Source organism: Bradyrhizobium sp. KB893862 SZCCT0404 (assembly GCF_018130885.1).
GTDB classification, from domain to species: domain Bacteria; phylum Pseudomonadota; class Alphaproteobacteria; order Rhizobiales; family Xanthobacteraceae; genus Bradyrhizobium; species Bradyrhizobium stylosanthis.
Genome location: NZ_JAFCLT010000001.1, coordinates 244,853 through 265,629 on the forward strand (window position 1 = coordinate 244,853; position 20,777 = coordinate 265,629).

18 protein-coding genes and 1 tRNA gene are annotated in these 20,777 nt (G+C 66.0%); 9 read left to right on the plus strand and 10 right to left on the minus strand.

The genetic code is table 11. From position 1 onward, the window contains the following. Positions 1–11: 11 nt before the first annotated feature. The 3 genes from JQ617_RS01275 to JQ617_RS01285 form a co-directional block, all read right to left on the minus strand. A complete protein-coding gene (locus tag JQ617_RS01275; RefSeq protein WP_212023782.1) occupies positions 12–899 on the minus strand; it encodes an ABC transporter permease in 888 nt (295 codons plus the stop codon). A gap of 18 nt (positions 900–917) precedes the next feature. Beyond that, complete coding sequence (locus JQ617_RS01280) at positions 918–1,859, minus strand: ABC transporter permease (protein WP_212023784.1); 942 nt, start codon at positions 1,857–1,859, stop codon at positions 918–920. Positions 1,860–2,080: 221 nt separating this feature from the next. Then, positions 2,081–3,211, minus strand: a complete 1,131-nt coding sequence (locus JQ617_RS01285) for a M20/M25/M40 family metallo-hydrolase (RefSeq protein WP_212023786.1) — start codon at positions 3,209–3,211, stop codon at positions 2,081–2,083. A gap of 272 nt (positions 3,212–3,483) precedes the next feature. On the opposite strand from JQ617_RS01285, the gene JQ617_RS01290 reads away from it, so the two are divergent. The 3 genes from JQ617_RS01290 (at position 3,484) to JQ617_RS01300 (ending at position 8,621) form a co-directional block, all read left to right on the plus strand. Then, complete coding sequence (locus tag JQ617_RS01290; RefSeq protein ID WP_212023788.1) at positions 3,484–5,091, plus strand: ABC transporter substrate-binding protein; 1,608 nt, start codon at positions 3,484–3,486, stop codon at positions 5,089–5,091. Positions 5,092–5,176: 85 nt separating this feature from the next. Beyond that, positions 5,177–6,799, plus strand: a complete 1,623-nt coding sequence (locus JQ617_RS01295) for an ABC transporter substrate-binding protein (RefSeq protein WP_212023790.1) — start codon at positions 5,177–5,179, stop codon at positions 6,797–6,799. 220 nt (positions 6,800–7,019) lie between these two features. After that, positions 7,020–8,621 (plus strand): glycosyltransferase family 39 protein, encoded by a 1,602-nt coding sequence (locus JQ617_RS01300; RefSeq protein ID WP_349630586.1) that lies wholly within the window; start codon positions 7,020–7,022, stop codon positions 8,619–8,621. Between the two features lie 9 nt (positions 8,622–8,630). Here the strand turns inward: JQ617_RS01300 and JQ617_RS01305 are convergent, their stop codons facing one another. The 3 genes from JQ617_RS01305 to JQ617_RS01315 form a co-directional block, all read right to left on the minus strand. Next, on the minus strand, positions 8,631–8,771 hold the full coding sequence (locus JQ617_RS01305; RefSeq protein WP_212023794.1) for a hypothetical protein: 141 nt from the start codon (positions 8,769–8,771) through the stop codon (positions 8,631–8,633). Between the two features lie 54 nt (positions 8,772–8,825). Beyond that, positions 8,826–10,028, minus strand: coding sequence for a multidrug effflux MFS transporter (locus tag JQ617_RS01310; protein WP_249156573.1), 1,203 nt, complete (start codon positions 10,026–10,028; stop codon positions 8,826–8,828). Positions 10,029–10,216: 188 nt separating this feature from the next. Further along, positions 10,217–10,804, minus strand: a complete 588-nt coding sequence (locus JQ617_RS01315; protein ID WP_212023798.1) for a TetR/AcrR family transcriptional regulator — start codon at positions 10,802–10,804, stop codon at positions 10,217–10,219. 88 nt (positions 10,805–10,892) lie between these two features. Between JQ617_RS01315 and JQ617_RS01320 the strand changes: the two genes are divergently transcribed. From JQ617_RS01320 to JQ617_RS01330, 3 genes are all read left to right on the plus strand, one after another. Further along, positions 10,893–11,672 carry a crotonase/enoyl-CoA hydratase family protein gene (locus JQ617_RS01320; protein ID WP_212023800.1) on the plus strand — a complete coding sequence of 260 codons (780 nt, stop codon included), beginning with the start codon at positions 10,893–10,895 and terminating at the stop codon, positions 11,670–11,672. Positions 11,673–11,843: 171 nt separating this feature from the next. After that, positions 11,844–13,172: a hypothetical protein gene (locus JQ617_RS01325; RefSeq protein ID WP_212023802.1), complete on the plus strand. Its 1,329-nt coding sequence runs from the start codon at positions 11,844–11,846 to the stop codon at positions 13,170–13,172. Beyond that, complete coding sequence (locus tag JQ617_RS01330; protein WP_212023804.1) at positions 13,169–14,461, plus strand: hypothetical protein; 1,293 nt, start codon at positions 13,169–13,171, stop codon at positions 14,459–14,461. The genes JQ617_RS01325 and JQ617_RS01330 overlap by 4 nt, the downstream gene beginning before the upstream one ends. Before the next feature lie 2 nt (positions 14,462–14,463). Here JQ617_RS01330 and JQ617_RS01335 read toward each other — a convergent pair whose 3' ends face one another. Both JQ617_RS01335 and JQ617_RS01340 read right to left on the minus strand, forming a co-directional pair. Next, a complete protein-coding gene (locus JQ617_RS01335) occupies positions 14,464–15,972 on the minus strand; it encodes a hypothetical protein (RefSeq protein WP_212023805.1) in 1,509 nt (502 codons plus the stop codon). A 263-nt stretch (positions 15,973–16,235) separates the two neighbouring features. Further along, a tRNA-Leu gene (locus JQ617_RS01340) sits at positions 16,236–16,324 on the minus strand. 173 nt (positions 16,325–16,497) lie between these two features. On the opposite strand from JQ617_RS01340, the gene JQ617_RS01345 reads away from it, so the two are divergent. Beyond that, a complete protein-coding gene (locus JQ617_RS01345; protein ID WP_212023808.1) occupies positions 16,498–16,926 on the plus strand; it encodes a twin-arginine translocation pathway signal in 429 nt (142 codons plus the stop codon). A gap of 18 nt (positions 16,927–16,944) precedes the next feature. On the opposite strand, the gene JQ617_RS01350 is transcribed toward JQ617_RS01345, so the two are convergent. After that, positions 16,945–18,147, minus strand: coding sequence for an FAD-dependent monooxygenase (locus JQ617_RS01350; protein ID WP_212023809.1), 1,203 nt, complete (start codon positions 18,145–18,147; stop codon positions 16,945–16,947). 19 nt (positions 18,148–18,166) lie between these two features. Then, complete coding sequence (locus tag JQ617_RS01355) at positions 18,167–18,412, minus strand: zinc-finger domain-containing protein (RefSeq protein ID WP_007602543.1); 246 nt, start codon at positions 18,410–18,412, stop codon at positions 18,167–18,169. 305 nt (positions 18,413–18,717) lie between these two features. Between JQ617_RS01355 and JQ617_RS01360 the strand changes: the two genes are divergently transcribed. After that, positions 18,718–19,854 carry a hypothetical protein gene (locus tag JQ617_RS01360; protein WP_212023811.1) on the plus strand — a complete coding sequence of 379 codons (1,137 nt, stop codon included), beginning with the start codon at positions 18,718–18,720 and terminating at the stop codon, positions 19,852–19,854. A 114-nt stretch (positions 19,855–19,968) separates the two neighbouring features. Further along, positions 19,969–20,724, plus strand: coding sequence for an alpha/beta fold hydrolase (locus JQ617_RS01365; RefSeq protein ID WP_212023813.1), 756 nt, complete (start codon positions 19,969–19,971; stop codon positions 20,722–20,724). The last annotated feature ends 53 nt before the right edge of the window (positions 20,725–20,777 follow it).

The following is a 20,777-nucleotide window of genomic DNA, read 5'->3' on the forward strand; positions in this document are numbered from 1 at the left end:
TTGATTGGTCATTACTTGCCTTCCCGCTGCTTCATGCGGGGATCGAGGGCGTCACGGGCCGCGTCGCCGATCAGATTGATGCTGAGGATGGCGATCGAGAGCAGAAGGCCCGGCCAGAAGATCAGCGAGGGCTTGATCTGGAAGTACTGGCGGCCCTCGGCCATGATGTTGCCCCAGGTCGGCGTTTCCGGCGAGATGCCGGCGCCGAGGAAGGACAGGATCGCTTCGGTGAGGATCGCGGAGGCGCAGACATAGGTGCCCTGGACGATCAGCGGCGCGATCGTGTTCGGCATCAGGTGCCGCCACATGATCTTCGGCAGGGACGAGCCGACCGAGATCGCGGCCTCGACGTAAGGCTCCTCGCGCGCCGACAGCACGACCGAGCGGACCAGCCGCGCCACGCGCGGAATCTCGGGGATCGTGATCGCGATCAGCACGGTCCAGAGGCTGGCGCCGGAGAGCGAGACCACCGCGATGGCGAGCAGGATGCTCGGCATCGCCATCAGGCCGTCCATGATGCGCATCATCACGGCATCGACCAGCTTGAAGAAGCCGGAGACGAGGCCGATCGCAAGCCCGATGACGATCGACAGGATCGCCGAGCCGATGCCGATCAGGAGCGAGATGCGGCCGCCATAGACCACGCGCGACATGAGGTCGCGTCCGTAGGCGTCGGTGCCGAGCAGGAACTGCGCCGAGGCCGGCTTCAGCCGCTGCGACGGCGCGAGCTGGATCGGATCATGCGGCGCGATCAGCGGCGCGAGGATCGAGATCAGCACGATCAGAGCGAGGAGGCAGGTCGCCGTCGCGATGATCGGCGTCGAGGTGAGGAATCCGAAGCGCGGCCGCAGCGGCGACGTGATCGGAATGGAGGACTGGGGAAGGGTATCGACCGACATTTTGCTCTTGTCCTTGCCTCAGTACCGGATCCGGGGATCGAGCAGGGTGTAGGCGACATCGATGAGGAGATTGACGACGACGTAGATCAGCGAGGTCAGCAGGATCATCGCCTGGATCACCGGATAGTCGCGCGCCAGCACCGCATCGACGGTGAGGCGCCCGATGCCGGGGATGTTGAACACGCTCTCGGTGACGACGACGCCGGAGATCAGCAGCGCAAAGCCGGTGCCGATCACGGTGATCACGGGCACTGCGGCGTTGCGCAGCGCATGCCGCATCATCACGGCAACCTCGTTGATGCCTTTCGCACGCGCCGTTCGCACGTAGTCTTCGCCGAGCACGTCGAGCATCGCAGCGCGCGTCATGCGCGCGATCAGCGCGATGTAGATGAAGGAGAGGGCGCAGGTCGGCAGGATCATGCGCTCGAAGAACGGCCCGAAGCCGTTGAAGATGCTGCGGAAGCCCTGCACCGGCACCAGGCGCAGATCGATCGCGAAGACCTCGATCAGGACATAGCCGACCACGAACACCGGCACCGAGAAACCCAGCACCGACAGGCCCATCACGAAACGGTCGATCCAGGTGCCGTGCTTCCACGCCGCGATCACGCCCAGCGGCACGGCGACGATGACGGCGAGGATGATGGTGCACAGCGCGATCGAGATCGACGGCTCGACGCGCTGGCCGATCATCTTGATGACCGGCAGGTTGGAGATCAGCGACGTCCCGAGATCGCCGTGCAGCAGCTTGTTCACCCAGGTGATGAACTGCACGATCAGGGGCTCGTTGAGGCCGAGCGATTCGCGGATGCGCTCCAGACGTTCGGGCGTCGCGTTGTCGCCGGCGAGGATCGCGGCAGGGTCGCCCGGCGTCAGCCGCAGCAGCAGGAACACGAACAGCGCGACGACGCCCATCACGGGCACCGCGGCGAAGATTCGGCGAATGAGATATCCGAGCAAGTTGGATCCGTTGGATTAGAGTCAAATCGGCCGCAAGGCCTTCAGCAGGTTGCCATCAGCCTAACATTTCAGCAATTCCCGTGCCATCCGGGCCACAGGTTTTGCGGGGCACCTAGTCTCGTAGGGTGGGCAAAGCGGAACGTGCCCACCGTTTCTCCATTCGGCAGATCGTCGGGCACGGCGCTTCGCGCCATTGCCCGCCCCGCGGAATAGTGTCGCCGCTACTCCAGCGTCGCCAGCAGCCCCGCCATCAGGCGGCCGCGTTCGACCAGGCTCTCGACCTCGATATACTCCTCCAGCGTGTGGCCGTTGGCGCCACGCACGCCCAGGCCGTCGAGGGTGGGGATGCCCATGGCGCCGGTGAAGTTGCCGTCGGAACCGCCGCCGGAACTGGCATGCGGCAGCTCGGCGCCGAGCGATTTGGCGATGCCGCGGGCCTTTTCATAGAGCGCCATGGTGCCGGCATCCGGCTCCCACACCGGCCGCGTCACGCCGCGCGTCACCTTGAAGGCGACGTCGTTGTTGGTGCCCGACAGAGCCAGCATCCGCTCGACGCCGCGGTCGAGATCGGCCTGGCGCTTGGCCATCGACAGCGCCTCGCCGGTCGCGGTCGTGGCAACGCAGTTGACCCACTGGCCGCCATGCACGACGCCGACCGAGAAGGTGCAATCCTCGCTCGTCATGGCGTCGATCGCGAGAATCTGCCGGGCCATTTCGCGGATCGCCGAACGTCCCGCCGACAGCGTCGCGCCGGCATGGCTCGGCCGTCCCGTCGCCTCCAGATTGAAACGCGCGATGGCGTAACGTCCGGTGGTGACGCCGTTGTCGGCGCGGCCGGGCTCGGGCACCAGCACGTATTTATTGCGTGCGGCTTCCGCCTCGATGATGTCGCGGGTCGACGGCGTGCCGACTTCCTCGTCGGGCGTGAACAGCACGGTGATCGGCAGTGGCGTGGTGAAGGACGCGCGTGCGAGCTGCCGGATCGCTTCCAGCGAGAGATAATTGCCGCCCTTCATGTCGTAGATGCCGGGGCCGTAACATCTGTTGCCCTCGCGCCGCCATTTCAGCTTCTCGATCGTGCCGACCGGATGGACGGTATCCATATGGCCGGCGATCAGGATGCCCGGCTCACCCTGCCTGGGATGCGGAAAGCGTGCGCGGACGACGCCGCCAAAACCCTGGCGGCCGGCGATGCGTTCGATCGTCGCACCCATGATCGCCATATCCCGCGCTGCGATATCGAGCATGCGGTTCACCGCGTTCGCGTCCCAGGTCGGGCTTTCGCATTCCACCCAGGTGCGCAGGCCCTCGAGCATGGCCTCGGAATCGAAGGGAAGGTTGGCTGGATTCATCTTGATCTCTCTCAGGCTGCGAAAGATGGAACGCGCATTGCATCGGCGCGGGGCAGGACAAGCAGGAGAGCGTTGTAGAGCTAAACCGATCTTTGTGGAGCCCGTGCGCGCGCCGCGAGGGCTTGCGACGAAACCGGATTGACGCGCTCAACACTGTCTGCAAGTCTCGAAAAGATAAAGGCATTGCATGAGGTTAGTTCGCCCAAGGAACGAACCGAATGCTCAATCAATAACCCGCCTTTGACCAGTTTCACGTCAGGAGAAACTTTTCCATGTCCAACTACCTGCGCCGGGGGTCTCGCGCGTTCGCTTCCAAACTTGCGCTGTCGGTCGTCGCGCTTTCGACGGCACTGGCCTCGCCCGTGCTTGCAGCCGGCAAGACCATCACCGCGGTGATGCATTCCGACCTCCGCATCATCGACCCGATCTTCACCACGGCCTACATCACGCGCGACCATGGCTACATGGTCTACGACACGCTGGTGGCCCCGGATTCGAGCTTCAAGATCCAGCCGCAGATGGCGGACTGGAAGATCTCCGACGACAAGCTCACCTACACCTTCACGCTGCGCGACGGCCTGAAATGGCATGACGGCGCGCCGGTGACGGCGGAAGACTGCGTCGCATCGCTCAAGCGCTGGGCCGCGGTCGACGGCATGGGCCAGAAGCTCATGGACTTCACGGCGAGCATCGAGGCGACCGACGCCAAGACCATCACGCTGAAGCTGAAGGAGCCCTACGGCCTCGTCCTCGACTCCATCGGCAAGCCGTCCTCGCGCGTTGCCTTCATGATGCCGAAGCGTCTCGCCGAGGTGCCGCCGGACAAACAGATCCCCGAGCAGATCGGCTCCGGTCCCTTCAAGTTCGTGCAGGGTGAATTCCAGCCCGGCGTGAAGGCGGTCTACGTCAAGAACACCGACTACGTGCCGCGCAAGGAGCCGGCGAGCTGGACCTCCGGCGGCAAGGTGGCGAAGGTCGACCGCGTCGAATGGATCACGATGCCGGACTCGCAGACCGCGGTGAACGCGCTGCAGTCGGGCGACATCGACTTCATGGAGAACCTTCCCTACGACATGCTGCCGGTGCTGGAAGCGAACAAGGAGATCACGATCGAGGTCTCCAACAAGTTCGGCTTCCAGACTCTCGGTCGCATGAACTTCCTCTATCCGCCGTTCGACAACGTGAAGGTGCGCCGTGCGGCCTTCCTGGCGATGAACCAGAAGGACGTTCTCGACGCGCTCGTCGGCAACGCCAAGTACCAGAAGGTCTGCGGCGCGTTCTTCGTCTGCGATACGCCGTTCGCGACCGATGTCGGCGCCGAGACCCTGGTGAAGGGCAACGGCATGGCGGAAGCCAAGAAGGCGCTCGCCGAGTCCGGCTATGACGGCACCCCGGTCGTGGTGATGGCGCCCGGCGACGTCACGACCCTCAAGGCGCAGCCGATCGTCGCAGCCCAGCTGCTGCGCGAGGCCGGCTTCAAGGTCGACCTGCAGGCGACCGACTGGCAGACGGTGGTGAGCCGCCGCGCCAGCCAGAAGCCGCCGAAGGAGGGTGGCTGGAACATGTTCTTCACCAACTGGGTCGCGGCCGACGTCGCCAACCCGATCGCCAATCTCTCGATCGGCGGCCAGGGCAAGAAGGGCTGGTTCGGCTGGGCGGAAAACGCCAAGATCGAGCAGCTCAAGGACGCCTTCGTCCGCGCGTCCTCGGTCGACGACCAGAAGAAGATCGCGGCCGACATCCAGAAGGAAGCCTATGAGCAGGTGATCTACATCCCGCTCGGGCAGTACCTGCTGCCGAGCGGCTGGCGCAAATCGCTCACCGGCGTGCTCGACGGCCCGGCAACCCCGCTGTTCTGGAACGTCGACAAGTCGGAGTGATGTTGAAGGCGCTTCCCGCGTCTTGCTGACGGACCATCCCGCGGCGCCGCCGTCATCGGCGGCGCCGCTTCCCAGGAGAATGACGATGTTCCAACTCGTGCGGTGGGGGCGTCTTGCGTTCGCCCCAAGACTTACGCTTTCGGTCCTGGCGTTTTCGGTCTTGGCATTGTCGGCACCGGCTTCGCCGGCTCTTGCCGCAGGCAAGACCATCACCGCCGTGATGCATTCGGATCTGCGTATCCTCGATCCGATCTTCACCAGCGCCTACATCTCGCGCGACCATGGCTACATGGTCTACGACACGCTCATCGCCACGGATTCGAGCTTCAAGATCCAGCCGCAGATGGCGGACTGGAAGATCTCCGACGACAAGCTGACCTACACCTTCACGCTCCGCGATGGGCTGAAGTGGCATGACGGTGCACCGGTCACCGCGGAGGATTGCGTCGCCTCGCTGAAGCGCTGGGCTCAAGTCGACGGGATGGGACAGCAGATGATGCTGTTCACCGCGAGCATCGAGGCGACGGACGCCAAGACCATCACGCTGAAGCTGAAGGAGCCGTACGCGCTCGTGCTGGAGTCGATCGGCAAGCCGTCCTCGCGGGTCGCTTTCATGATGCCGAAGCGTCTGGCCGAGACGCCGGTGGAAAAGCAGATCCCCGAACAGATCGGCTCCGGCCCCTTCAAGTTCGTGCAGGGTGAATTCCAGCCGGGCGTGAAGTCGGTCTACGTCAAGAACACCGACTACGTGCCGCGCAAGGAGCCGGCGAGCTGGACCGCCGGCGGCAAGGTGGTGAAGGTCGACCGCGTCGAATGGATCACGATGCCGGACTCGCAGACGGCGCTGAACGCGCTGCAGTCGGGCGACATCGATTTCATGGAATACCCCGCCATCGACATGTTGCCCGCCATCGAAGCCGACAAGGATCTCAAGATCGAGATCCTGAACAAGTTCGGCTTCCAGACGGGCGCGCGGATGAACTTCCTTCATCCGCCCTTCGACAACGTCAAGGTCCGCCGCGCGGCATTCCTGGCGATCAAGCAGAAGGACGTGCTCGATGCGCTGATCGGCAATTCCAAGTACTACAAGACCTGCGCCGCGGCCTTCATCTGCGACACGCCGTTCGCGACCGAGGTTGGCGGGGAGACCCTGGCGAAGGGCGGCGACGTCGCTGCGGCCAGGAAGGCGCTGGCCGAGTCCGGTTACGACGGGACACCCGTGGTGCTGATGGCGCCGGGCGACGTGCTGTTGCTGAAGGCCCAGCCGATCGTGGTGGCCCAGCAGTTGCGCGAGGTCGGCTTCAATATCGACCTGCAGGCCACCGACTGGCAGACGGTGGTGAGCCGGCGCGCCAGCCAGAAGCCGCCGAAGGAGGGCGGCTGGAATATGTTCATCACCAACTGGGTCAGCGCCGACGTCGACAACCCGATCTCCAACGTCGCCGTCGGTGGGCAGGGCAAGAAGGGCGGCTGGTTCGGCTGGGCGGAGGACGCCAAGATCGAGCAGCTCAAGGACGGCTTCGTTCGTGCCGCCTCGCTGGACGAGCGCAAGAGGATCGCGGCCGAGATCCAGAAGGAAGCCTACGACCAGGTGCTCTACATGCCGCTCGGCCAGTATCAGGCGCCCAGCGCCTGGCGCAAGTCGCTGACCGGTGTGATCGACGGCCCGGCCACGCCGGTGTTCTGGAATATCGACAAGACCGAGTAAGGCGAGGGCGCATCCCGCGCCTTGCATCTCGACCCCATCGCGCGGCGCCGCTGTCATCAGCGGCGCCGTTTTGCGTTGGTTGAGAAGGCGCGCCGCTTTTAACCTTTCCAGTTTCTAATCATTGCTATTTGTTTCCATCCTGAAATAAATGTGCCGTCTTCGCGCATCACTTTCCTTTCCTCATTTGCTTCCCGTGCCGCTCGATTTTGCATTCCAGGCGATGGCCGCACGGTCTGATCGCACGCCCGCGCGCTGGCGCCGGCCCTTCCTGCGGTGGCTCGACGGTGTCGAGGCGGGCTGGGCGGTGCCGCTTCTCATCGCGTGCTTCGTTGCGGTCTGGACGGTCTATCTCGCCGTCGCCTATGCCGGCGGCGGGCTGCATCCCGATACGCTCGAGGCCTGGACGCTGGGGCGGAATTTCGCCTTCGGCTATCACAAGCATCCACCGTTGATGGGATGGGTTGCGGCGGCGTGGACCGCGGTGTTTCCGCTCAGCGACTGGTCGCTGCAATTGATGGCGATGGCCAATGCCGGGCTCGCGCTGTTCTTCGTCGATCTGATCTCGCGGCAGTTCGTGACCGGGCACAAGCGTGTCCTGGTGCTGCTGCTGTTGATGCTGACGCCGGCCTATCAATTCCACGCCCAGCGCTTCAACGCCAACGCGGTGCTGCTTGCGGCCTGGCCGCTGGCGACCTGGTGTTTCCTGCGCGCGTTCGAGACCCGCACGGTGATGTGGGCCGTCGCGGTCGGATTCACCACGGCGCTGGCGATGGTCGGCAAATATTACTCGATCTTCCTCGTCGCGAGCTTCGCCTTTGCCGCGCTGGCGCATCCGGGACGGCGCGCCTATTTCCTCTCGGCCTCGCCCTGGATCTCGGCCGTCGTCGGGCTCGCGGTGCTGTCGCCGCATGTCTGGTGGCTCTTGACGACGGGCGCGTCGACCTTCACCTATGCGCTAGCTCACGCCCACGGCAATCTCGTCAGCTCGCTCGGCGAGGTCAGGAACTTCCTGCTGGGGCTGGCAGCGGCGATGAGCGTGTCGGCCGTGTTCTGGGCCTTGATCGCCGGCACGCGGCTGAAGCAGTTTCCGGCCGACTTTGCCGCGATGAGCCCGGGCCTGCGGCTTCTCTTCTACGTCGCGATCGGAACCATCGCGCTGCCGGTGCTGACGTCGCTCGCGATGGGTACGGATTTGCCGTCGCTGTGGGCGTTGCAGGGGCTGTTCCTGTTCGCCGTTCTCGTGGTCTGCGGCACGCGCTATCCGATCGAGCGCTTCTACACCGTCAACGTCGCGGTGATCGCGGCCGGCATCGCGCTCGCCGCGGTTCTGGTTGCAGCTCCGATCCATGCCGTCTATCGCAACGACCACGGCTATGAAGAAGGACGCAATGTCTACGCGCCGGCGGCGAACGAGCTGACGCGCGCATGGCGCGAACTGACCGGCACGCCGCTGAGCGCCGTCAGCGGCGACGATGCGCTGGCGTTCGCGACGGCGTTCTACAGCCCCGACCATCCGCGTTATGCGCGGCCGTTCGCATATCAGTACAATTGGGGCTTGCCGCGCAGGACGACGCTGAGCCGCGGCTGGGCCGCGTTGTGTTTCCGCGACCAGGACGATTGCATCCGCTGGATGGAGTCGGTGTCGTCGCGCGCCGACCATTTCGTCAAGCGCGAGCTCACCGCGCAGGCGAGGCTATGGGGCAAGCCGGGCCTGACGCGGGAGGTGGTGGTGCTGATGGTGCCGCCGCAGCCGCAGGTAAGAAGCTTGGCACCGGAGAGCGCGGCTGAGGATTTCAGCGCGAGCAAGCGGATTACGGAATAGCGCGCGCGCTCAGCAATGGCTGTCGCGCAGGCGTTCAAGGCCTTCGCTGGCGAACGGTGCGGTGAAGGCGGCCTGCTCCGCATTCGGCTCGGAGCGTTTTGATTCCGCCGGCTCCGAGGCGTGGTTGTCTTCGCGGAGTTCCAGTTCCATGGCAGCGCCTTTTCGAATTGCTGCAGGACAACATCGAGCGCGCCGCGAAGTTCCTCACGCGATGGGGCGGTGATGCGGCCTAAACAGCCGTCCCTTCTCCACCACCAGTACGATCGCGAGCGCTGCCAGCGTCGACAGGAAGAAGCCGATCGAGAACGGCAGCAGCGTGCCGTCGAAACTCTGGCCGATCGCCATGCCGACCACGATGCCGATCAGCGTCGTGATCGAGCCGTAGAGCGAGGAGGCGGTGCCGGCGATGTGGCCCTGCGGCTCCATGGCGAGCGCCGTGAAGTTCGCGACCATCATGCCGAACGAGAACATCATCAGCGCGGAGAGTACCATGAACAGGGCGAGCGGCAGCACGCCGAGGATCTCCGTCAGCAGCATCACGCCCGCCACGACGGTATAGAGCGTCAGCGCGCCGTGCGAGATGACGCGCATGCCGAGCCGTCCGACCAGCTGGGAGTTGAGGAAGCCTGCCACGGCCGTGCCGGCTGCGATCGCGGCGAAGGCGACCGGAAAATAGTGGCCGAGATGATAGACGCCGGTGAAGACCTGCTGGGCGCAGAACACGTAGGCAAACAGCGCGCCGATGACGCTGCCCGCGGCGGTCGCATAGCCGATGGTCTGGCGATTAGTCACGGTCTGGCGGAAGGCCGAGAGCACGTCGGCGGGCGCCAGCGACCGGCGTTCCGACTGAGGGAGCGTCTCCGGCAGCCGCAGCACGCACCATGCAAGCGCGAGCAGGCCGTAGAGCATCAGCACGACGAAGATGCCGCGCCACGCCGTCACCAGCAGCACGGCCTGTCCGAACGAGGGGGCGATCACGGGGACGGCGATGAAAACCATCATCGCGAGCGACATCACGCTCGCCATGCGGCGGCCGACATAGCAGTCGCGCACGATCGAGGTCGCGATCACGCGCGTCGCCGAGGTGCCGAGCCCTTGCAGCGCGCGCGCCAGCAGCAGCGTCTCGAACGAGGGCGCGGCGACCGCCAGCACGCTCGCCACCGCATAGACCGCCATGCCGCCGAGCAGCACAGGGCGGCGGCCGAAACGGTCCGACAGCGGGCCCATCACGAACTGTCCGGCGCCGAAGCCGATCAGGAAGGTCGACAGCACGAGCTGCAGATGATTGGCGACGGGAATCTGGAACGCCGCGCCGATGTTGGGCAGCGCCGGCAGCATCATGTCCATCGCAAGCGGATTGAGCGCCATGATGGACGCGATAACGATGACAAATTCGGGAAAACCCATGGGCCGGTGTCCCGAGGACACCCAACCGTCGGCATTGACGTCGGACAAGAAGCACCTCTGAAATTCAGGGCGCCTTATCCCCCGTCCATGCTGCGTTGCACAACCCTTGTTTCGGGATGGCTGTCAGGCGGGGCGGCGGCGGACACGAGTTGGTGAGGTAGCCCGTCACTCCGGGCGTTAAAGGCGGCTTAATCGCGGCCCGTCTTCTGCGCGGCCTCGACCAAGCCGCGCGCCAATTGGCCCGCGGTCTCGACATAGGCGAGATCGCGGTGGATCAGCATCACGGTGGTGGCGCCGTCGAGCAGGATCAGGATCTGGCGCGCCAGCGCCGCCGCGTCGCGCACCCCATGCGCGTGCAATTCGGTCGCAAGCCACGCCTCGAAGCGCTTCTTGTGGGCCGCGCCGGCCTTGACCGCCGGATGCGCCGGCGTGTTCGCAAGCTCGGCGATCGTGCGGAGGAATCCGCAGCCGCGCCAGCGCGGCGTGTTCACGGAATGGCCGAGCCTGGAGAAGAGACCGCGGACCTTGTCGGCAGCGCTGCCGTCGGTCTCGGCGAACCAGCGCATGTAGAGTTCCAGCGTCGGCTGATCCCTCGCCGCGATGGTCTCGGCGACGAGCTCGTCCTTGCCAGTGAAATGATAATAGAGCGTCTTCTTGGTGACGCCGGCCTTCTCGGCGACGGCGTCCATGCTCACCGCCCTGATGCCTTCGCCATAGAACAGCCGCGTCGCCGCAACGACGATCTGCTCGCGCGTGCTGTCACCCTGTCTCGGCATCGATCCAATGTATACTGCCTAGTGAGTATACACGACAAGCCCGCTGTGGCTGACTTCCTGGCCTGTTCGACCAAGAAGGAGCCTTCACTTGTCCGATCTCGTCCTCTCGGAAACGCGCGGCACTGTTGCGCTATTGACGTTCAATCGCCCGGCCAAGCTCAATGCGCTGAACTATGCGCTCATCGACCGCCTGATGGCGCTCCTCGACCGGATCGAGGACGATGCCGGCATCCGCACCGTCGTGCTGACCGGTGCCGGCGAGCGGGCCTTCTCGGCCGGCGCCGATATCGCCGAGTTCTCGGAGAGTGTGAGGAGCGGGCCCGATGCCGCGGTAAAGGCCTTCGTGCGGCGCGGCCAGGCCATGACGGCGCGCCTCGAGGCCTTTCCCAAGCCCGTCATCGCTGCCGTCAACGGCATCGCCTTCGGCGGCGGCTGCGAGATCACGGAGGCCGTGCATCTTGCCGTCGCGAGCGAGCGCGCAAGCTTCGCCAAGCCCGAGATCGCCATCGGCATCACGCCGACCTTCGGCGGCACCCAGCGCCTGCCGCGGCTCGCGGGACGCAAGCGGGCGCTGGAGCACCTCCTGACCGGCGATTCCTTTTCACCACAGCGAGCCCTGGAGATGGGATTGGTCAACCGCGTCGTGCCGCATGATCAGCTCCTGGATGCCGCCTTCGCGCTGGCGGGTCGCATCAACAGGCATTCGCAGCTCGCGGTCGCCCGGGTCATCACCGCCGCCACGCGCGGCCTCAACGTCTCCATCGCCGAAGGCCTCGCCATCGAGGGCGAGCAGTTCGCGCGCATGGCGGCGACACAGGACACGCGCGAGGCGCTCGACGCCTGGCTGGCGGCCCGCGCGTCGCGGTAACGGGAGCCGGTTCCGCCGCGGCCGTGGCGCGGGCCGGCAACCAATCATTCACCATAAGGCCTTGGCCGCCGCACCAGGGAGATGAATCCGCAACCCATCCTGCCCATTGTGGGTCTGACGGGGCGCCGCGCAAGGCGCCTCGTGGAACCCGTAAAGACAGGTATTTCGCACGTGTCCGACGCGACCGGCATAGCACGATGGCTCGGCCCTTCGGTCGACACGACCGCGCGTCGGAACACCTGGCTTGCCTGCCTGATCGCGCTGACCGCGCTGCTGGTGCTCGGCAATCTCGTCAGCGATGCGACGCTTCCGCTGAATTACGGTTGGGACGTTCGCGTCAATTGCGCCGCGGTTGATGCCCATGATGCCGGGCTCGATCCGTACTTCGTCAAAAATCTGAAGGGCACCAGGTTCTCCTATCCCTATCTGCCCGTCACGCTCGACGCGTTTCGCCCGTTATGCGCGGGCAATTTTCTCGTCGGTCATTACAGGGGCGTCTATCTCGTCCTCGTCGTGCTCTGCGCGCTGATCCTGCCCGGTCTCGGCCGCGCGCGCACCAGCCCGCGCGATGTCGCGCTGAGGATGCTGTGCGCGCTCGGCGCGTTCGTCGGCTTCGAATGGGTGCTGGCGTCGGGGAATTTCGCGATGCTGGCCGGCGTGCTGACCGCGGTTGCGTTGAGGCTCCTGCTGCGCCCGTCGGCATCCGGTGCCTGGGACCGCGGCTTCCCGCTTCGCCTCGGTGGCGCCGCGCTGCTTGGCCTCGTGACCTCGTTCAAGCTGGTGTTCTGTCCCGTGCTGGCCGCGCTCTATTTCGTGCCGCTGCCGCGCGGCCGCAAGCTGGCGCTGATCGCGGTGGCCGCGCTCGGCTTCGCATTGCCGATCCTGATATCGCGGGTGTTCTACGCCGATCTGTTCGCAAGTTGGCTCCTTGCGATTGCAGGTCAGATCCCGGATCAGCATGCCGTCGATCTCGTGGAAACCAATCCGTCGCTGCTGCTGCTCGCGCACAGCCTGCTGGAGCAGGCCGGGCTTGGCGACAGCAAGCCGCTGATGCTCGCGGTCTATGCGCTCGCGGCCCTCGCGCTCGTGCTCGTGCCCTTCGCGCTGTCCGTCCTGCGCGCGGCCCTCAGCGGACCGGTCGGGGCAGGGGGATCGCTCCTGGCACGGCTGGATCGCTGGCTGATCGACCATCCCCATGCGGCCTCGCGCATCACCGTGCTCGCGATGTTTGCGCTCTACGTCACCTCGCCGCGCCTCAAGGAATATGCCTTCTTCGAGCTCGCGGTCTATGCCGCGGTCCTCGTCGCCGATCTTCCGGCCCTGGCACTCGCCGCCATGCTCGGCGCCGGTGTGCTCGCGCCCGGCCTGATCTCGATGACGGGACACACGGTCGAAGGCAGCTTTACTCTCCTCATCGTCGCACTCACATGCTTCTGGATCCTGCTGCTCGATTTCCGCGCCGAGCCGATGCGGCGCGAGCCGGAGGAGTTGCGTCCATGACGAGCCTCGCCTCGTCCGCAGACGCCGGATCCCCGGCTGCAAGCGCCCCGGGTAGCCGCTGGCAGACCTGGCTGATCCTGGTCGCAGCGATGCTCGTCGTGATGTCCGTCTCCGTCGACTTCGCCGCGGAAGACAGCTTTGGCTGGGACGTGCGGGTCAATTGCCTGGCCGTGGACGCGCACGCGGCGGGGGTCGATCCTTACTTCGTAAAGAACCTGAAGGACACCAAGCTTTCCTATCCCTATCTTCCCGTCACGCTCGATGCCTTCCGGCCGCTCTGCGCCGGCGGTTATCTCGTCGCTCATTACAAGGCGATCTATCTGGTTCTCGCGGTGATCTGCGCGCTGCTGCTGCCGGGTCTCGGCATGGCGCGCCGCGGCTGGCGCGACACCGTGTTGCGGACCGTGATTGTGCTGGGCGGCTTCCTCGGCTTCGACTGGGTCGTTGCGACCGGCAATTTCGAGATCCTGGGCGGGCTGCTGACGGCCGCCGCGCTCGCACTGTTGCTGCGTCCCGCGCAGTCCGCGGAGCGGGGCGATGCGAGCCTGGCACCTCAGCTCACCGGCGCCGCCGTGCTCGGCCTCGTCACCGCGTTCAAGCTGGTGTTCCTGCCGATTCTCGCCGCGCTCTATTTCCTGCCGCATCCGAGACGCCGCAAGCTTCTCCTGATCGCGGTCGCGGCGGGCATGTTCGTCCTGCCGATCCTGGTCTCGCTGGCGTTCTACCCGGATCTGTTCCGGAGCTGGATCAGCGCGATCACCGGCCAGATTCCCGGACAGCATTCGCCCGCGAGCGAGGTCAATCAGTCGCTGCTCCTGCTTGCGTCGTCGCTTGCCGGCTCCATTGGCCTGGCCGGCAGCAAGCCGTTCGTCATCGGCCTCTACGCGCTCATCGCGGTGACGCTGGTGCTTGCGCCGTTCGCGGTGTCCGTGTGGCGCACGTTCAGGCGGCAGGCCGGGCCAGGCAAGACCGCGTTGCTGTCAGCATTCGACGACTGGCTGGTGAATCATCCCGCTGCCGCGATGCGCATCACCGTGCTCGCGATGTACGCGCTCTATCTCTGTACGCCGAGACCGAAGGAATACACCTTCTTCCAGGTGGCGCTCTATGCCGCCGTTCTCATTGCGGACCTGCCTGCGGCGATGATGGTTGCCGCGCTCGCGATTGCGGTCTTCATCCCGATCCTGGCGTCAGCCTCGGTCACCGCCTTCATGGGCGGTTACGGTCAGCTCACGCTCGCGCTGATCTGTTTCTGGATCCTGCTTCCGCGCGCGCCGCAGCGCGCTTGATCTCATCGCGGCGCTGCAGCCTGCGGCGCGGTGTAGAGGCTCATATAGGCGCCGGTATAATCTTCTTTCCAGCCCCTGCGGCCGACGAGAAACTGCCGGAGCTGTTCATGGCCGCGGACCCAGAGCACCGCATCGATTTTGTATTTGCTGATCACCGTGTCCCAGGCGGCCTCGTCGATGTCCCAGCGCACCAGCTTGAGATAGTCGCGCAGCAGCTCGTCCGGATAGGCGGTCGCGGCCCGGCCGTCCACGAACATCGGCACCTTGCCGTGGGTGCGGAAGATCAGGAGCCCGCCGGAATTCCAGTGGTTCAGCACGCGCGAATGCGTGGAATGCGCGAGGAGATAGGCGGCGTCCTCGTCCGAGAGCATCTCCGGCAGCGCCAGCGCCGGCCTCACCTGCAGGAAGCTCAGCGGCAGCACGACCAGGCCGGCGATCCCGGCCGCGAGCATCGCGCGGCTTATGTCGAGCCTCGATAGACGCTCGGGCAGCAGGCGGTCGACGTGCAGCGCCATCGGGACCGCCGAGAAGATGAAGAAGAACGCGATGTACCGGAACTGGTAGAGGCCGAGCGCCAGGAACAGCCATGCCAGCAGGCGCGGCTCCACGGGAATGGGCTTCGAGTTGCGGTAGCGTAGCTCGAGCGCGATGAAGGTCAGCGCATAGGCGATGCCGGGAATGCTTCCGGGCAGCTCCATGTTGTGGAAGTAGGGGCGCCATTCGCCGATGTTGGCCTGGATGAAATGGCCGAGCGTCGCCATCACGCCGTCGTAGATGTGCCATCCCAGCGGATTGACGAAGATCGCGGCGAAGCAGCCGACGCCGGCGAAGCAGTAATTCCTGAAGCTGATCCAGTCCCGCCGTAGCAGCGCCACGCCGGCGAAGACGCCGATGATCGGAAAGGCCAGCATGAAGCCGCCGTGCAGGTTGACCCACAGCACCATCATCGGCGGCAGCAGGAACCATCTGCGCCGCTGCAGGCATTCGCCGTAGAAGATCACCGCGAACAGCATGGTCGCGATGTTCGGCGATGCCGCAAGATACGTGTTGGGCGCCGCCTCGTAGCAGGGATAGAGCAGGCACGCGGCGAACACGGTGATGCAGACCGAAGCGGCCGATGCGCCGCTGCGCAAGCAGCAATGCGTGATGTATCCGACGATGATCGCGCCGCAGGCGACGACGAGGAGGACGATCCCGGCAAGCCCTGTGTGCTGATACAGCACGCTGGCGATCACGTCCCACAGCCACGACAGATTGTACCATCGCTTGTCCGCGAGCGTGAACGCCCATGGATCCTGAAACGGAATCTCGCCGCGCTCCCTGATCAGGTCTCCCGCGGCGATGTGCCAGCCGAGGTCGTAATGGCTGAGCTGGACCGGCCCGTTCGAAATGTAGAACACCGACAGGAACGCGATCAGGACGAGATAGATCTCGTGCCCGTGCAGATGGCCGCCGAACGCCGTGGGCGCCCCGCCAATCCGGCCCTGCGACCAATTCTCGCGCGCGTCCATGAGAGCTCTCACCATCGAAGCCGGCGCTGCAGGCTTTCGCGTTTCCCCTGACGTCCGCGGCGACCGGCGGCAGACACCGTCCGGTTTAGAGGAGGACGATTGAAGGCCGGGTAAAGGGCGGTTGTACTATGCAGGTTCCGCGAGGCGACGCCGCCGTTGGTAAACGAGTGGTTGCGCGCTGTTGCCGTCTCAGCCACGCCCGGAAATGACGTCGGCGCACCGCACGATTGCAGACGGCGCCATCCCGTCCCCGTCAGCTCAGTTGGTGCGGGCAGCCGGGGTCGAACCGGCACAGCGCTTGCGCACCGAGGGATTTTAAGTCCCTTGCGTCTACCAATTCCGCCATGCCCGCTTGATCCAACGAGATCAAACACTTAAGTCCCTTGCCGGCCGTCTGGAATTGGCGCCTTGCCGGTCCGGTGGGTGGTTCTTCCTTAAGCGAGCCGGGCGCACAAGGCAAAGCCTCAATCCGGACACCTGTTGCTGCTTTAGGCATTCTCAATCCACGGGGACTATCTCTCGGGCATGGCTGCTTCGTTTTCCTCTTCGCTGCATTCCTGCGGCGCGCTTCTCGTGCTGCTCGCGGGCAGCGCTGCCCTGGGCGGCTGCGCCGGCATCAGCGAGACCGTCGCTCCGGCCTTTGCCGATCCCGCCCGGTACGAATTGTACGATTGCAAGCAGCTCGAGGCCGAGCGCAAGGCGCTGGCCAACCGCACCGGCGATCTGCAGAGACTGATGGACAAGGCGCAGACCGGGGCCGGCGGCGCCGTGGTGTCCGAGCTCGCCTATCGCAACGACTACGTCGCGGTGCGCGGGCAGGCGCAGCTCGCCGACGACGCCTGGCGCCGCAACAGGTGCCGGGAGACGCCGCCCGACGCAAAGCCCGAGCCCTCGACGCCGCAGCGGCCGGTGATCCAGCCCGCCCCGGCGCGACCCGGCAGCACCGCGCGCTGAGCCGGCACGACCGCAGCCTCAGGGCCGCCAGCCGTAGATCCAGTCCTGACGCGCCAGCATGCGGTCGCGACCGAGCGCGCGGATGGCAAGATCGCGCGCCATCGCGAGCGGCCCGCCGAGATGATAGATGCGGCCCTGCTGCCGCGCGGTCCGTTGCACCCGCCGCACGCGGCCCTCGCGCATCCCGCCATATTGCTTCAGCGCCGCCGTGATGCCCGCGGTGCTCTCGGCCGCCTCGCGGCTCAGGCATTGCGCGAGCACGGCGGCATCCTCGATCGCCATGCCCGCGCCTTGCGCCGCGAACGGCAGCATCGCATGCACGGCATCGCCGAGCAGGGCGACCGGGCCCTTGCTCCACGGACAGCCGTCGGGCACGCCGAACAGCGCCCATTTCCGCCAGCTGTCGACCGCGGTGAGCATCATCCGCGCCGACGACGGCCAGCGCGGCGCCGCGAAGGCGTCCATCACCTCGAGCGGATCGCCGGGCGTGCTCCAGCCGGGCCTGTTCCAGGTGCCCGGCAGCACCGCGACCACGTTGATCTGGCGCCCGCCCGCGATCGGGTAGGCCACGAGATGCGCGTTCGGGCCCATCCAGAGCTGCACCCGCCGCGCGGTGTAGTCCTTCGGCAGCTGCGTGGCATCGAGCGTGCCGCGCCAGGCGATCAGCCCGGAGAAGCGCGGCTGCACCTCGGGAAACAGATGCTGGCGTACCGTCGACCAGATGCCGTCGGCGCCGATCAGGGCGCTGGCGAGATCGCTGCGGCGGATCGTGCCGCTGCGATGGACCACCGTCAGTCCCTTGGCGTGCGGCGCGACGTCTTCGAAGGTCGCGCCCAGCTTCAAATCGATGTCGGGGTTTTCCGAGACCGCGCCGGCGAGGGCGGATTGCAGGTCGGCACGGTGAACCACCCAATAGGGGGCGCCGGCGCGCTGCGAGGCGGCTTCACCGAGCGGCATGCGCAGCAGCTCGCCGCCGGCCCGCGCGCTCATGATCGAGACCGCCTCGGGCACCACGGCGCGCGGCTTGAGGCGCTCGGCAAGGCCGAGCTCGACCAGCACGCGGCTGGCATTGGGAGAGAGCTGCAGGCCCGCGCCGACCTCTTCGAGCCGCTCGGCCTTTTCCAGCACGACGATGCGGAAGCCGCGCGCGGCGAGCGCAAGCGCGGCCGTCAGTCCACCGATGCCGGCTCCGGCGATGACAATCGTTCGGGAGAGCGCCACCCCTGACCGATGGACGCGGTCAGGCCACCTTGTCCTTCAGGACGCATTCCGGCGGACGGGCTTCGCCCGCCTTCAGGTCGGCGGCGAAGCGGTACAGCGTCGAGCAATAGGGGCAGATGATCTCGTTGTCGTTGCCGAGGTCCAGGAAGACGTGCGGATGATCGAACGGAGGGTTGGCGCCGACGCACATGAACTCTTGCGAGCCGATCTCGATGACGGGGACACCGGCATCGTTATGGAAGTGCGGGACGACATGGTCGGACATCGTAGTTCATCCTGGAGTGGCAATGGCGGCAGACACAATCACGAACTGACGCGGCATCTTTGAGGCGCCGCGGACCATAAAGGCGGGTTCGGATGATTGCTAGTCCAGCGGAACCGAAAGGTTCGCAATTGCCCCATGCTCATTTGCTCATGCAAATTCGACACAATCTTGCGGCCAGAGAGAAGCCCTTCTTTCGTCGGGGACGTTGTGTCGCAATTTTGGCATACTATGTCTCTGGGTGCGCGCAATTGCGGCGAAAGACGAATCATCAGGCGCCAACCATCAGGACTGTCCGGGCTTTCCGCATGAAATGGCTGCGAATCGGCACAGCTTTGACCGGGATTGCCGCATGCAGCCTCCTGCTCGCACAGGTAGTGCCGCAGGCCCGTGAGGCCGGCGCGATCCTCGCAGCTCAGGACGATCCGGCCGCGCTCTCCGAGCTCCGGCTCGATGCGCTGCTGCGACAGAATAACCGTCTGGTCCAGGACAATATCGAGGCCGCGCTCGCGGCCGGCGACGCCGATCTCGCCGACAGCTTCGTGGCGCTGGCGCGCGAGCGCAACATCGCGCTTCCGGACGACCTCCTCAATCGCGTCAGCGATGCGGTCAGGTCCGAGAACTCCACCTCGCATTTCGCCAAGCGCTTCGCCACCGGGCTCGTCACGGGCAATGCCGACGATGTCGCGAGCCTGTCCGGGACTGTCGCCGGCGACCTCTTCGTGATCGGCGACATCAGGGACGTCGTGCGCGAGGGCAAGAATCTCGCGATGGGCGAGGAGACCGACCGTCTGGTGCTCGGCCTTGCGACCGCGGGCCTCGCGGTCACGGCGGCAACCTACATCTCCGTCGGTGGTGCCGCGCCGGTGCGGGCCGGCCTGACGCTGGTGAAGGATGCGCGCAAGGTCGGACGGCTCGGCGAAGGGCTCGCGGCATGGGCCGGCCGGTCCGCGCGCGAAGTGGTCGACACGCCGATGCTGCAGAACGCGGTCGCCAAGGGTTCCGTGTTCCGCCCCGGTGAAACCGTGAGCGCGATCAAGGCCGCGTTCCGCGCCGAGAAGGCGGGGGCGCTGGTGCGGCTCGGCAAGGACGTCACGCGCGTCGCCGAGAAGACCGGCACGCGCGGTGCCATGGACACGCTGCGCATTGCCGAAGGCCCGAAGGACGTTGCCCGCGCCGCGCGCCTCGCGGAGGCGCAGGGCAGCAAGACGCGTGCGATCATGAAGCTGCTCGGCCGCGGCGCGCTGCTGCTGATCGGCGGCGCGTTCGATCTGACGATGTGGCTGTTCGGCGCGGCGCTGACGCTGTTCGGCCTGTTGTCTTCGATCAAGGCGACCACCGAGCGCCTGACCCAGGCCTGGTGTGATCGCAGGCGTGCGCGGCGGCTCCGCCGTGCCGAGGTCGCAGCCGAGGCCGCCCTGGCCAATGCGGCCGCGACGGCCTGAATCGCGTGGCATTTTCGGTTATTCTTTGAGCATGATGTTGCCGGAAAACGGCTGCACAGTCTTCCGGATCGTGCTCTAAGACCCATCACTCCCCACAACACCACGGAACTGCTGATGCCGAGCTTTCACAACGGCGCCGTTGAAATTGCCTATCTCGACGAAGGCGAGGGCGATCCGATCATCCTGGTGCACGGCTTTGCCTCGAGCAAGAACGTGAACTGGGTCTATCCGACCTGGGTCTCCGAGCTGCGCAAGAACGGCCGCCGCGTCATCGCGCTGGACAATCGCGGCCATGGCGAAAGCGCCAAGCTCTACGAGCCCGCGCAGTATTCGATTCCCATCATGGCCGGCGACGTGCTGGCGCTGATGGACCATCTCGCGATCCCGCAGGCCGACATCATGGGCTATTCGATGGGCGGACGCATGACGGCCTGGCTCGGGCTGAACGAGCCGCACCGGCTGCGCTCGGCGATCCTCGGCGGCATCGGCATCGGCGGCCTCATCGAGGGCACCGGCCCCGGCGAGACCGTGGCGAAGGCGCTGGAGGTGCCCTCGCTCGACGACGTCACCGATCCCGTCGGGCGCACTTTCCGTGCGTTTGCGGACCAGACCCGCTCCGACCGGCGGGCGCTCGCCGCGTGCCTGCGCGGGACGCGCGATCTCATGACGAGGCAGGAGGCCGCGCGGATCGAGGTGCCCGTGCTGATCGCGGTCGGCTCGACCGACGACGTCGCGGGAAGTGCCAGCGCGCTCGGCGCCATCATCCCCGGCTCGGAAGTGCTGGACATCCCGAACCGCGACCACATGCGCGCGGTCGGCGACAAGGTCTACAAGACCGGCGTGCTGGATTTCCTGTCACGCCGCGGCTGAGGCGATGTCGTCCGAGGCGCGGCTGTGTCCGATCACACGGGGCCGGCCACTCT

Bases quoted from the DNA above. Each gene is read 5' to 3' on its own strand.
- JQ617_RS01365 (WP_212023813.1), top strand. From the start codon at position 19,969: ATGCCGAGCTTTCACAACGGCGCCGTTGAAATTGCCTATCTCGACGAA.
- JQ617_RS01290 (WP_212023788.1), top strand. From the start codon at position 3,484: ATGTCCAACTACCTGCGCCGGGGGTCTCGCGCGTTCGCTTCCAAACTT.
- JQ617_RS01315 (WP_212023798.1), bottom strand. From the start codon at position 10,804: ATGCCGAGACAGGGTGACAGCACGCGCGAGCAGATCGTCGTTGCGGCG.
- JQ617_RS01310 (WP_249156573.1), bottom strand. From the start codon at position 10,028: ATGGGTTTTCCCGAATTTGTCATCGTTATCGCGTCCATCATGGCGCTC.
- JQ617_RS01305 (WP_212023794.1), bottom strand. From the start codon at position 8,771: ATGGAACTGGAACTCCGCGAAGACAACCACGCCTCGGAGCCGGCGGAA.
- JQ617_RS01330 (WP_212023804.1), top strand. From the start codon at position 13,169: ATGACGAGCCTCGCCTCGTCCGCAGACGCCGGATCCCCGGCTGCAAGC.
- JQ617_RS01285 (WP_212023786.1), bottom strand. From the start codon at position 3,211: ATGAATCCAGCCAACCTTCCCTTCGATTCCGAGGCCATGCTCGAGGGC.
- JQ617_RS01335 (WP_212023805.1), bottom strand. From the start codon at position 15,972: ATGGACGCGCGCGAGAATTGGTCGCAGGGCCGGATTGGCGGGGCGCCC.
- JQ617_RS01295 (WP_212023790.1), top strand. From the start codon at position 5,177: ATGTTCCAACTCGTGCGGTGGGGGCGTCTTGCGTTCGCCCCAAGACTT.
- JQ617_RS01355 (WP_007602543.1), bottom strand. From the start codon at position 18,412: ATGTCCGACCATGTCGTCCCGCACTTCCATAACGATGCCGGTGTCCCC.
- JQ617_RS01345 (WP_212023808.1), top strand. From the start codon at position 16,498: ATGGCTGCTTCGTTTTCCTCTTCGCTGCATTCCTGCGGCGCGCTTCTC.
- JQ617_RS01360 (WP_212023811.1), top strand. From the start codon at position 18,718: ATGAAATGGCTGCGAATCGGCACAGCTTTGACCGGGATTGCCGCATGC.
- JQ617_RS01275 (WP_212023782.1), bottom strand. From the start codon at position 899: ATGTCGGTCGATACCCTTCCCCAGTCCTCCATTCCGATCACGTCGCCG.
- JQ617_RS01300 (WP_349630586.1), top strand. From the start codon at position 7,020: ATGGCCGCACGGTCTGATCGCACGCCCGCGCGCTGGCGCCGGCCCTTC.